At 67.5% G+C, this 12,737-nt stretch carries 6 protein-coding genes and 2 pseudogenes; 6 read left to right on the forward strand and 2 right to left on the reverse strand.

The features are described 5' to 3' along the window. Positions 1-334, forward strand: a pseudogene (locus NJ1_RS16735) (sulfonate ABC transporter ATP-binding protein); the annotation flags it as partial. Positions 335-460: 126 nt separating this feature from the next. After that, on the forward strand, positions 461-1,471 hold the full coding sequence (locus NJ1_RS16740) for an ABC transporter substrate-binding protein (RefSeq protein WP_067694769.1): 1,011 nt from the start codon (positions 461-463) through the stop codon (positions 1,469-1,471). A 208-nt stretch (positions 1,472-1,679) separates the two neighbouring features. On the opposite strand, the gene NJ1_RS16745 is transcribed toward NJ1_RS16740, so the two are convergent. Next, positions 1,680-2,360 (reverse strand): DUF8020 domain-containing protein, encoded by a 681-nt coding sequence (locus NJ1_RS16745; RefSeq protein WP_067694772.1) that lies wholly within the window; start codon positions 2,358-2,360, stop codon positions 1,680-1,682. A gap of 395 nt (positions 2,361-2,755) precedes the next feature. Here NJ1_RS16745 and NJ1_RS16750 point away from each other — a divergent pair, with 395 nt between their 5' ends. The 4 genes from NJ1_RS16750 (at position 2,756) to NJ1_RS16765 (ending at position 10,388) form a co-directional block, all read left to right on the forward strand. Further along, complete coding sequence (locus NJ1_RS16750) at positions 2,756-6,169, forward strand: (Fe-S)-binding protein (RefSeq protein ID WP_067694775.1); 3,414 nt, start codon at positions 2,756-2,758, stop codon at positions 6,167-6,169. Positions 6,170-6,828: 659 nt separating this feature from the next. Next, a complete protein-coding gene (locus NJ1_RS16755; RefSeq protein ID WP_067694778.1) occupies positions 6,829-7,590 on the forward strand; it encodes a copper homeostasis protein CutC in 762 nt (253 codons plus the stop codon). 148 nt (positions 7,591-7,738) lie between these two features. Further along, positions 7,739-9,259, forward strand: a complete 1,521-nt coding sequence (locus NJ1_RS16760) for an MFS transporter (RefSeq protein WP_067694781.1) — start codon at positions 7,739-7,741, stop codon at positions 9,257-9,259. A 271-nt stretch (positions 9,260-9,530) separates the two neighbouring features. Continuing rightward, on the forward strand, positions 9,531-10,388 hold the full coding sequence (locus tag NJ1_RS16765; protein ID WP_067694784.1) for a lytic polysaccharide monooxygenase: 858 nt from the start codon (positions 9,531-9,533) through the stop codon (positions 10,386-10,388). Positions 10,389-11,016: 628 nt separating this feature from the next. On the opposite strand, the pseudogene NJ1_RS16770 reads toward NJ1_RS16765, so the two are convergent. Next, positions 11,017-12,276 (reverse strand): annotated as a pseudogene (locus NJ1_RS16770) (YibE/F family protein); the annotation flags it as partial. Positions 12,277-12,737: the final 461 nt, after the last annotated feature.

Genomic DNA, 12,737 nt, shown 5'->3' on the forward strand with positions numbered 1-12,737 from the left:
CGGCGAGGCACAGCGCGCGGCGCTGGCCCGGGCGCTGGTGGCCGAGCCGACCCTGCTGCTGCTGGACGAGCCGTTCGGCGCGCTGGACGCACTGACCCGCATGACGATGCACGAGCTGCTGCTCGGGCTGCACGAGCAGCGCGCCTTCGGAGTGCTGCTGGTGACGCACGACGTGCTCGAGGCGATCACCCTCGCGGATCGCGTGCTCGTGCTGGACGAGGGGCGCATCGCGGCCGACGTGCCCATCGAGCTGCCGCGACCGCGCGCCGCGGGCTCGCCGGAGGTCGCGGGCTACGCCGCCCAACTGCTCGCGCTGCTCGGCGTCACCCACTGAGCGTTCCGACCCCCGCAACACCCACCCCATCGCCCCACACGTCCATGGTCCACACACCGCGCACGGTCCACACCACGCACGGTCCACCCGGCACACCCGTGCCCGAACACCCGCTCTACCCAACGCATGAAAGTAGTTCCCGTGAAACGCATTCCGAAGTCCCGTCTGGCCGGGCTCGCCCTCGCCGTCGTCGCCGCGCTCTCACTGAGCGCCTGCGGAGACGACGCGTCCAAGGACGCCGCGCCGTCGGGGCCGGTCGACCTCAGCACCGTCACGCTGAAAGTCGGTGACCAGAAGGCTATTTCGATCGAGGTGCTGCTCAAGGCGTCGGGACAGCTGGAGAACCTGCCGTACAAGATCGAATTCTCCACCTTCACCGCGGGCCTGCCGCTGGTCGAGGCGGCCAGCGCGGGCGGCATCGATCTCGCCCAGACCGGTAATACCCCGGTCATTTTCGGCGCGGCCGCGAATGCCGATGTGAAGATCGTCGGCGCGCTGTCGGCGACCGGCAAGGGCGATGCGATCCTCGTCGGCAAGGACTCCTCGGTCACCTCCGTCGCCGCGTTGAAGGGCAAGAAGGTCGCCGTCTACAAGGGCAGCTCGGCCAATGCCAATCTGCTGCTGCAGCTGAAGAAGGCCGGTCTCTCGCTCAGCGACGTCGAGCCGGTCTACCTCTCGCCCGGTGACGGTTACACCGCGCTGACTCGCGGCGATGTCGAGGCCTGGGCCACCTGGGATCCGTACACCGCCATCGCCGAGAAGGAGATCGGCGCGAAGTCGATCGCCTCCGCCGATCAGGCCGCCAACGGCTACAACTTCTGGGTCGCGGGCAACAAAGCCGTCGGGGACGCGGGCAAGTCCGCCGCCATCGCCGATTTCTTCCAACGCTACGCCGCCGCCACCAAGTGGTCCTCGGACAATCTCGAGGTCTGGTCCACCAAGTACGCCGAACTGACCCAGATCAGCGTGGACGCCTCGCGGACCACCTGGACCCGATCGATCAAGTCGCCGATCAAGCTCACCGACGAGGTCATCGCCTCCGAGCAGGAGATCGCCGACGCGTTCACCGCGGCCAAGGCGCTCCCGGGCAAGGTCGACTTCAAGTCCTTCGTGGACGATCGCTTCGACAAGGCCTGACGACTACCGACGCGGCGCTCCCGATCATCGGGGGCGCCGTCGCCGTGTCCGGACTCCGGGCTCCGGACTCCGAGGTGAATCGCCCTGTCCCCGCACGTCCGGTCCTGCAACGCATTCGGCCCGCCCCCAACGAACGGGGCGGGCCGAATGACGCTGTGTGAGACCTGGATCAGACGCTGTGTGAGACCCGGATCTCGTGGAACCTAGATCAGTTGGCCCACTTGGTGGTGCCGTCCGGCGCCTGCATGACCTGCACGAGCTCGATGCCCGCGGCGAGCAGCGCCGGGCCACCGACACCGATGGTGCCGAGGATGCCGCCGATGCCGGCGCCCGCCACCAAGCCGGGGATGCAACCGGCGACGACGGTCACGAGGCAGCCGATGGCCGCGCCCGCCGCCATGCCGACGAAGCTACCGATCGCGGTGGCCATGCCGAACTGGCTGGAGAAGTTGTTCATCGCCTTCTGGTTCTCCGTCGGAGAGGCGATCGGCTTCACGGCGACCGGCTGCGCCACGACCTGAGCCGCGGGCTTCTCGGGCGTCAGTTCGAGAACCTTGCCGTCGTCCTTGAGCTCCGGCTTCACCGGAACCTCGACACCCGCGAGGGTGAAGGACAGCGGGAACTGGATGACCGTGGCACCCGCGATGTCCTTGACATTGACCAGGGTGGTCTTCGGGTCCTCCGGGGTGGCGCCCTCTTGCTCGGTGAGCTCGAAGGAACCGTTGCGCACCGTGGAAACGACGGTCTTGCCGTCGACCAGCTTGGTGGAGTAGTTGATCCCCGCGGGCTGGGCGGGAGCGGGGTCGGCATCGGCGTGGGCAGAAGTCATCCCAATGGTCAACGCGCCGATGACCATGGCAGCCGCCGCAGTGGTGCTGCGAAACTTCATTCGGTTTTTTTCCATTCCGTCATCAGGTAAATCCGCTGTGCTCTGTCCCCGACACGCGAGGCCCGGCTTCCCTCGGGCCTGCCACGCGCGTACGGTTCGCCCCCGAGCATGTGGGGACATGCACAGCTGTCGGACAGCGTGAGCCTAATCGATCACATGTCGTAATGCGAGATTCCTTTCACACTGGAGCGCATCGTGTTTCGTGATCATGTACGCACCCATTCCAAGTAAGCCTGCCCTTTGTTTCCTGCGTGATTTGCCGGGATTTACGGTGTGAGGAACACTGGACACTTAAGTTACCGGCGAGTAACTTACTGTCCGTTAGGATACGAGAACCCGGGACAGGACCAGGCTGCCCCGCACCAGCTCGTAGAACCCGTAAGAGAGGTCGCGACATGAATGCCCTGACAGTGACACTGGGCACGATTGGGGCGGTGTTCACAGTCTTCTGTTGGGCATCGTTCATCGGAGGCGTGCGCGGCATCGTACGCACCGTCATGGTGGGCCAGTCCGCGCCCGATCGGTGGCGTCCGTTCTTCCCCCGCTTCAAGACGATGCTCGTGGAATTCCTCGCGCACACGCGCATGAACAAATTCCGCACGGTCGGCTGGGCGCACTGGCTGGTCATGATCGGCTTCCTCGCCGGGTTCATCCTGTGGTTCGAGGCATACGGCCAAATTTTCAACCCCGAATTCCACTGGCCCATCATCGGCTCGTGGGGCATCTACCACCTCGTGGACGAGCTCCTGGGCATCGGAACGGTCATCGGCATCGTGGTGCTGATCGTCATCCGCCAGTTGAACCACCCGCGGGTTCCCGAGCGACTGTCCCGCTTCAGCGGTTCGAAGTTCGCCCCCGCCTACGTGATCGAAGCGATCGTCCTGGTCGAGGGCCTGGGCATGGTCTTCGTGAAGGCCGGCAAGATCGCCACGTACGGCGAATCGCACACCTGGAGCGACTTCTTCACCGAGCAGGTCGCCAAGCTGCTGCCCGAGTCGATCGCCATGGTGTCGATCTTCGCGTTCATCAAGCTCTGCTCGGGTGCGCTGTTCCTGCTGCTGGTCGGCCGCAATGTCACCTGGGGTGTCGCGTGGCACCGCTTCGCGGCGTTCCCCAACATCTACTTCAAGCGCGAGCAGGACGGCGGCGTCGCCCTCGGCGCGGCCAAGCCCATGATGTCGCAGGGCAAGCCGATCGAGATGGAGACCGCGGATCCCGACAACGACACCTTCGGCGTCGGCAAGTTCGAGGATCTGTCCTGGAAGGGCATTCTCGACGTCACCACCTGCACCGAGTGCGGTCGCTGCCAATCCCAGTGCCCCGCATGGAATACCGGCAAGCCGCTCTCGCCCAAGCTGCTGATCATGTCGCTGCGTGACCACGGTTACGCGAAGGCCCCCTACCTGCTGGCCGGTGGCCGCAAGGACATGGGCGGCGACGAGATCGGGCTCGTGGACGCCGAGGGCAAGCCGAACGAGGCCGCGCTGAGCAAGATCTCGGCGCAGGCGCGTGCGGAGGCGGAGCGTCCGCTCGTGGGCGGCGAGGACGTGCACGGCATCATCGATCCCGAGGTGCTGTGGTCCTGCACTACCTGTGGCGCGTGCGTGGAGCAGTGCCCGGTCGATATCGAACACGTCGACCACATCATCGACATGCGCCGCTACCAGGTGCTCATCGAGTCGGAGTTCCCCTCCGAGCTCGCGGGTCTGTTCAAGAACCTGGAGAACAAGGGCAACCCGTGGGGCCAGAACTCCAAGGACCGCCTGAACTGGATCTCCGAGGTCGAGTTCGACGTCCCCGTCTACGGCAAGGATGCGGACAGCTTCGACGGCTACGAGTACCTGTTCTGGGTCGGCTGCGCCGGCGCCTACGAGGACCGCGCCAAGAAGACCACCAAGGCCGTCGCGGAACTGCTCGCGACCGCGGGCGTGAAGTTCATGGTCCTGGGCCAGGACGAAACCTGCACCGGCGACTCGGCGCGCCGCGCGGGTAACGAGTTCCTGTTCCAGCAGCTCGCGATGCAGAACATCGAAACCTTGAACGCGGTGTTCGAGGGCGTGGAGCAGTCCAAGAAGAAGATCGTCGTCACCTGTGCGCACTGCTTCAACGCGCTGAACAACGAGTACCCGCAGGTCGGCGGCACCTACGAGGTCGTGCACCACACCCAGCTGCTGAACCGGCTGGTGCGGGCCAAGTCGCTGGTGCCGGTGTCGCCGGTCGCGAAGAACGTCACCTACCACGACCCCTGCTACCTGGGCCGGCACAACAAGATCTACAACGCGCCGCGTGAGCTGATGGAGGCCTCGGGCTCGACCCTGGTCGAAATGCCGCGCCACGGGGAACGCTCGATGTGCTGTGGCGCCGGTGGCGCGCGCATGTGGATGGAAGAACAACTCGGCAAGCGCATCAACGTCGACCGGGTCGACGAGGCCCTGGACACGCTCGGTGGCGGGAACGAGCCGTCGCTGATCGCGACCGGTTGCCCGTTCTGCCGGGTCATGCTCACCGACGGTGTCACCGCCCGCAAGGACAGTGGCGAGGTCGGTCAGGGCGTCGAGGTCGTGGACGTGGCGCAGCTGATGCTGGACTCGATCACCCGCGTCGAGGCCGCGCAGCTGAGCGAGAACCTGAAGGTGATTCAGGAACCCAAGATCCAAGAGCCCGAACCGGTCTCGGAGCCCGAACCGGTCGAGGCCGCGAAGGCCGAGGCTCCGGCGGAGGCGAAAGCCGCTCCCTCCGGTGGCGGTCTGGGCATGAAGGGTGGCCTCAAGGCCCCCGGCGGCAAGGGTCTGGGCATGAAGGGCGGGCTGAAGGCGCCCGGCGCGAAGGCGACTCCGGCTGCCGAAACCGCGCCCGCGGCAGAGGCTTCCGAGGCCGACTCGGCTCCCGCGGCTCCGGCCAAGGGCCTTGCCATGAAGGGCCCGGCCAAGGCTCCCGGCGGTAAGGGTCTCGCCATGAAGGGCGGGCTGAAGGCGCCCGGCGCGAAGGCGGCTCCGGCGGACGCTGCCCCGGCCGAGACCACTGCCACGGAATCGGCTCCGGCGCAGGCCGCTTCGACCGAAGCCAAGCCCGCCGTCGCCGCCAAGGGCCTGGCCATGAAGTCCGGACTCAAGCGGCCCGGACCCAAGGCCCCCGGCACCGCGGCTCCGGCAGCTGCCACGGAATCGGCTCCGGCAGCGGAAGCCGCTCCGGCGCAAGCCGCTCCGGCTCCCGCCGCGGAGGCCAAGCCGACTGTCGCGGCCAAGGGTCTGGCCATGAAGTCAGGGCTCAAGCGGCCCGGACCGAAGGCTCCCGGCACCGCGGCGTCGACGGCTCCGGCCGCCGAAACTCCCGCAGCCGAGGCACCCGCTGCCCCGGCGGAGGCCGCTGCCACGGACACCACGGCGACGGAAGCCCCTGCGGCCGAGGCCACTTCGGCTCCCGCCGCCGAGGCCAAGCCGACCATCGCGACCAAGGGCCTGGCCATGAAGTCCGGGCTCAAGCGGCCCGGACCCAAGGCCTCCGGCGCCTCGGCTCCGGCAGCTGCGGCGCCCGCGACCGAGGCACCCGCTGCCGAATCCGCCGCTGCCCCGGCCGAATCCGCTCCGGCGGATCCTGAGACCGAGGTGGATCAGGAGGCTCCGGCCGCTGAGGCTCCGGCCACCGAGGCTCCGGCCGCTGAGGCTCCGGCCACTGAGGCTCCGGCCAGCGAGCCCGCTCCGGCCGAGCCCACCTCGAACGGTGGGAACGGCGCGGCCAACCCGCCGGCCGCCAAGCCGGGCGGACTGGGCTTCAAGGGTGGAATGAAGGCCCCGGGCCGAAAGAGCTGACACCCGAACACCATTGGCGAGGGCGGCACTACCGACCGGTAGTGCCGCCCTCGCCATTTTTCGCGACTCGCGCCGAACCGTCGCCCGCAGCAGATTTCCTTCCACCGCTGGTACGGGACACCACACCGCGGGCCCGATCGACGCGATTCCCCGTGCGCCTCACCGTCCGAACCATCAGCCCTGGTGCCGCCTATGGAGCACGCTCGTCCTCTCCATTCGGCGACCATTCCGCGCACACCACTATGGTTCGCCGGGCTGGGAACGCCTCCGCGATCCGACCCGTCACCGGACTTTCTCGCCCCCTGGGTATTCCACTTGCCTCCAACTCGGCGAAACCTCTGGTGAAGGGCTGCGACCGCAGCCCGACCGCGCCCTGACCGACTTCGCCGGGTACGTCCTCCGGGACATCCAGTGTCCGACTGTCGCCGACCTCCCAGCCTCCCGGCCTCCAGGCCACCTGCACCCCGCGACCCCATTCGGCCACGATCGCGGGTCGTCCACTCGAGGACGCCGATCTCGCCGCGGCGGAGCCCGCGTCGGCGTCGCGGCTCCCGCACGCCGCAGCACTTCAGCACGATGAGCCGCTGCCACCTGGGATTTAAGCGGGGTTGGTTAATGCTGAGCAACAATTTCGGCTCGGGTTCGCCATACTGCAAGGTATGACGGATGCGCGGGCGGTGCGGGTGGAGATCGGGGTGGAGACGCTCGAGGGGGTGCGAATCGCCAGTGCGGCCGGGGCAACGCGCGTGGAACTGTGCAGCGGATTGTCGGTGGGCGGGCTGACGCCGGGGGCCGGCCTGGTGGAGGCCGCGGTGCGGGAGTCCGGGGCCACCGAGGTGCACGTGCTGATCCGGCCGCGCCCCGGGGACTTCCGTTACGGCGCCGACGAAGTGGGCGTGATGCTGCGCGACGTCGTGCAGGCGCGGGCGCTGGGGGCGCACGGCGTGGTGGTGGGCGTGCTCGATGAGGAGGGTCAGGTCGATCCGGTCGCGAACGCGGAACTGGTGTCCGCCGCCGAGGGCATCGAGACCACCTTTCATCGCGCCTTCGACGTCTGCGCCGACGCGTACGCCGGATTCGACCGGCTGCTGGAACTGGGCTTCACCCGGATGCTCACCTCGGGCCGCCAGGATTCGGTGCTCGACGGCGCGTCGCTGATTTCGCGCCTGGTCACCCTCTCCGACAACCGCATCCAGGTGATGGCCTGCGGCGGCCTGCGCGCCGACAATGCCCGCCGGGTCATCGAACTGACCGGGGTGCGGGACCTGCACGCAGCGGTTCGGATCCCGGTCCCGGGCCTGCCCCAGCCCGACACCGAGGTCGACTTCGCCGAATTCGGCGTCCCGCACGGCTTCGACCACTTCCAGACCGACGCCGCCGGTGTCGCGGCGCTCTGCGAGGCCGCGCACTCGCCGGTCTGACCGGCGCGCGACTCGACCTCCCACCGAACGACGCGAACGGCGCGATGCTCGACAGCGGCGTCCGGCGGCGGCAGATGTTGCCGCCGTCCGGTTTTCCCGCTCTTACAGCGGGTACGCCGGGAAAACGTCCTGCTTCGAGGAGGTTGGAATGACGGGGTCATCCGAGCCGGGGTCCAGCACACCGGCGTCCGGCGTTCGCACGCTCGTTCCGGCCAGAATCGATCGGCTGCCGTGGTCGCCGTTCCACACCCGGCTGGTGATCGCGCTCGGGGTGGCGTGGATTCTCGACGGACTCGAGATCACGGTCGCGAGCGCGGTCGCGGACACGCTGACCAAACCCGAGACGCTGAACATGTCCTCGACCGCGGTCGGACTGCTGGCGACGGTGTACCTCGCGGGTGAGGTGGTCGGCGCGCTGGTGTTCGGCAATCTGTCCGACCGGCTCGGGCGGCGCAATCTGTTCATGATCACCCTGGGGGTGTATCTCGTCGGAAGTGCGCTCACCGCGGCCACTCTCGGCAACGGCGCGGGCTGGGTGGTGTTCCTGTATCTGACCCGGTTCATCGCCGGTATGGGCATCGGCGGTGAGTACGCGGCCATCAATTCCGCCATCGACGAACTGATTCCGGCGCGCTATCGGGGACGGGTCGACATAGCGGTCAACGGAACCTATTGGGCGGGCGCGGTACTCGGCACCCTGGGCACCTACATCCTGCTCAACCATGTGGAGCTCTCGCTCGGCTGGCGACTGGGCTTCCTGATCGGTCCGGTGCTGGGCGTGGTGATCCTGCTGGTGCGCCGCAATCTCCCGGAGAGCCCGCGCTGGCAGATCATGCACGGGCGGACCGAGGACGCGGAGGAGTCGATCACCCGGATCGAGCACGAGGTCGAGCATTCCGGCGTGCGGCTGCCGCCGGTCGACGAGAGCAAGGCCATCGAGGTGACGCCCGCGCACCAGATCGGGTACGCGGCGCTGACCCGAGTGCTGTTCCGCGAGTACCCGTCCCGCGCCATCCTGGGCGCGTCGCTGATGATCAGCCAGAGTTTTCTCTACAACTCGATCTTCTTCACCTACACGCTGGTGCTCGGCAAGTTCTACGGCGTGCCCTCGGAATCGACGCCGATCTACCTGATCGCCTTCGCGGTCGGAAACCTGGTCGGCCCCTTCACCATCGGGCATCTCTTCGACACCATCGGCCGCCGAATTATGCTCGCGACCACCTATATCCTGTCCGGCGTCCTGCTGGCGGGCACCGCGGTGCTGTTCTACGCGGGCGCGCTCAACGCGATCACGCAGACCGCCGCCTGGTGCGTGATCTTCTTCTTCGCCTCGGCCGGTGCGAGTGCCGCCTACCTGACGGTGAGCGAGATCTTCCCGCTCGAGGTGCGCGCCAAGGCGATCGCCGTGTTCTTCGCCATCGCACAGTGTTTCGGTGCGCTCGGGCCGGTCATCTACGGCGCGCTGATCGGCGAGGGCGACCACCCCGGCCGCCTGCTGATCGGCTATCTGCTCGGCGCGCTCGTCATGGTCACGGGCGGTGCGATCGCCTGGTTCCTGGGTGTGGACGCGGAAGGGAAATCGCTCGAGGATGTCGCTCTGCCGCTGTCGGTGACCGGCCGTCACGGCGGCACCCGTGCGGAGGGGGCGTCCTCTCCGTTCGCGACCTGACCGGTCCGTCAGGAAAACGACTCGCCGCGTACCGAATTCGGTAGCGGCGAGTTTTCGCAGGTACCGGTGAGTCAAGTTTGCTGCGGTGCACATGAAGTTTGCTGGAACATAGGCAATTTCGAATTCCCCAGATAGGACGCTTGACCAAACCGTTGCTGGCACATATCTTTTAGAGCACGATTTCGCTTCAAATTGATCCGGATCAGATCACAGATCCGTCTCGGGGCGGTCATGCCGGCTGCCACTGCCCCACTCTCGCAAGGAGTTTCAGATGGTAGGCAGAAGACTGTCCATTCTCGGGGCTGCCGGAATCGCACCATTTCTGGTCGCGGTCATGCCCCCCGGAATCGCCAATGCCCACGGTTACGTGGCATCCCCGCCCAGCAGGCAGGCGCAATGCGCGCAGAGCACCGTGTCCTGCGGCGATATCAAGTACGAACCACAGAGCGTGGAAGGGCCCAAGGGCCTGCGCAATTGCAGCGCGAACATCGGCAGGTTCGCCGAGCTGGACGACGACAGCAAGCCCTGGAAGGCTCAATCCGTCGGTGGCACAGTCGATTTCACGTGGACGTTCACAGCGCTGCATCGCACCCTGAACTGGGAGTACTACATCGGCGGCACCCGGGTCGGCGTCGTGGAGGGCAACAACGAGCCGCCGCCCCGCTCGGTCACCCACACGGTGAACCTCGGCAATTTCACCGGTCGCCAGAAGTTGCTGGCCATCTGGAACATCGGCGACACCGCGAACGCCTTCTACTCGTGCGTGGACCTGCAGATCGGCGGCGATGGCGGAACACCCACCACCACAACACCTCCCACCACCACCAAGCCCACCACCGCGCCGCCGACGACCACCGCGCCCACGACGAGCAAACCCACGACAGCTCCCCCGGCCACCACCGAACCACCCGTCACCACACCGCCCACGACCACGCACAGTCACGGCTCCACCCCGCCCCAGACGACCACCGAGCAGCCCTCGGGCAGCGAGTGGAAGGTGGGCGCCCGCTACAACACCGGCGACATAGTCACCTACCAGGGAAAACGCTACAAGTGCCGGCAGTCGCACACCGTCTACGACCCCGGCTGGACCCCCACCGCCGCGCCCGCCCTCTGGCAGGCCGCCTGATTTCGTCGTATCCACCGCGCCGGATATGACGAAAAGGGTGGTGTCCCCCCTCGGGGACACCACCCGCTCGGCGAGAGTGCGGTCACGCGGGTGTCTGCACACCCGGAGAGCGGCGTGGCCGTACTCTCGCCGAAACAACCTCTACCGCTGCATGATTCGGAGCCACCGAATGGGAATCCGTTCAGGAATCGGGCTTGGAGTGCCGCCCGCCGCGAGACGGATTCTGCTTCGGCGGCTGAGCGGGCCAGGACGGGGCGGAGTTCGGCCGATCGGCCGGCGGGCCGCTACGCGGAGGACTCAGCGGCGGCTGCTCGTTCCAGGGCGAATTCTGCGGGACGACAGTGGTTCTCGGGACGGTGTTCTCGGTGTCGTCCCGATGGTTGTCGGGCTGTTCTCCGGTCCGCGGACCGACCGGTTGCGAGCCGGTGCGAGGTCCACCCGGCTGCGCTCCGGCCCGGGAGGCGCTCGGCTGTGACCCGGTACGCGGTCCCGAAGACTGCGATCCCGGCCAGGGCTCCGAAGCGGCCCGGGTCGCCGCGGGCTGCGAACCGGTGCGCGGCGACTTCGCGCCCGGGCGTGCGGTTTTCGCCGGTCCGCCGGATCGGGTCCCCGCCTTGGCGGCGACCTTGCGGGCCGGAGGCTTACCCGCAGGCTGCGGGCGAGCGGCGCCGAAGGGACGGGCCAGCACGACGGCGATGGCGGTGGTGAGCGGCACCGACAGCGCGAGAGCGATACCGCCCACACAGGATCGGGCGATCTCGATGCCGACCGCATCCCCGGTGAGTACGTCGCGGATGGAACGCCCCGCCACGCTGAACAGCAGCAGCAACGGCAGTGCGCCACCGGCGTAGGCCAGCACCAGGGTGTACACGGTACTGGCGATGTGATCGCGGCCCACCCGCATGGCGGCGGCGAAAATGCCTCGGCGCGAAGCGTGTTCGTCCAGGGCGGCGAGCTCGAACGCGGCCGAGGCCTGAGTGATCGTCACGTCGTTGAGCACACCGAGGGAACCGATGATGAACCCCGCCAGCAGCAGCCCGGTGATGCTGACGTGCTCCAGATACGTTGCGACGTCGGTATTCTGCTCCTCCGACAACCCGGTCAGATGTGTCATCTTCAAGGCCAGCCAGGACAGCGCCGCCGCGAGTCCCATCGAGGTCAGGGTGCCGAGCAGGGCCGAGCTGGTGCGCAAGTTCACGCCGTGCGCGAGATACAGCACGGCATAGAGAATCAGCGCGCCGGCCACCAGCGCCACCGGGATGGCGGGTTTTCCGTCGAGCAGGGCGGGCAGCATGAACATCACCAGCACGGCGAACGCGAAGCCGAGACCCAGTAGCGCGCGCAGTCCGCGCCAGCGCGCGACGGCGATGATGACGACCGCGAAGACGATCACGATGATGGTCAACGGCATTCCGCGCGCGTAGTCGTTGAACGCGTACATGGTGGCGCCGTTGGGATCGGCAGCGCGCACCAGACGGATGTGGTCGTCCACGGCCAGCTGGGGTTGTCCCGGCCCGTCCGGGATCTCCAGCAGGGTGCGACCGCCCTTGTCCGGTCCCGAGTCGATGGCGATCACGCTGCGCTTGCAGTCGTAGCCCGCCGCCCGCGGCGATTGCGGCTGCTCGGTGAAAACCCGTCCGCTGGAAGCGCTGCCGCACGCGCCGCGGTCCTGCATGACGATGGTGCCCGCCTCGGTCTGCACCGCCCCGCCGCCCTGGCTCTGGAAGGGCAGCGGGATGTCGACGTGGTGGCTGCTGGGCCACAGCCAGACCGTGCCCGCCAGCACGAGTACACCGAAGGCGGTGAGCAGTCCGATGACCACCCGGGCGGCGGTAGCGCCGATCGCAATGGGTCCCGAATGGTCATGGTGGTGATGGTGATCGCTCACTCGGGCGAGCCTAAACGAAAACCGTTCTCGAAGTGAACGGGGCTCGACCGGAGGTCTGGAATAGCGGATTTCCGGAATTTGCACAGAAATCGCGAAGGCTGAGGGGGCGGCGGAGAGCAGGGGGATGTCTCCGCCGCCCGGGGCTCAGCAGCCCAGGGGGGGTGGGCCGGCTGAACCAGGACCGGACGGCCCAGGGGGGGTAGGCGGTCCGGCCGGGCACTTAAGTGCCGAGTCCCACTGTACACAAAAGACGGTTCTTTGCGCTAGCTAAGTCTCTAAAAACCCACCTTTTTCGAACTAGCGGTTTGTTTTAGCCACCGACCCAAAAGCGCCATAGACCCGCAGGTGAGCACCGGGAAACCGGTCAGCAACCAAGCGTCCACTTGGCGATTTGGACGAGTCGACACCCCCGAATCCCCTATCGGGGGAGCTAGTGAGCCCGGGCGGCCGAACCACCCGGG

Source organism: Nocardia jejuensis NBRC 103114 (assembly GCF_001613145.1).
GTDB lineage: Bacteria > Actinomycetota > Actinomycetes > Mycobacteriales > Mycobacteriaceae > Nocardia > Nocardia jejuensis.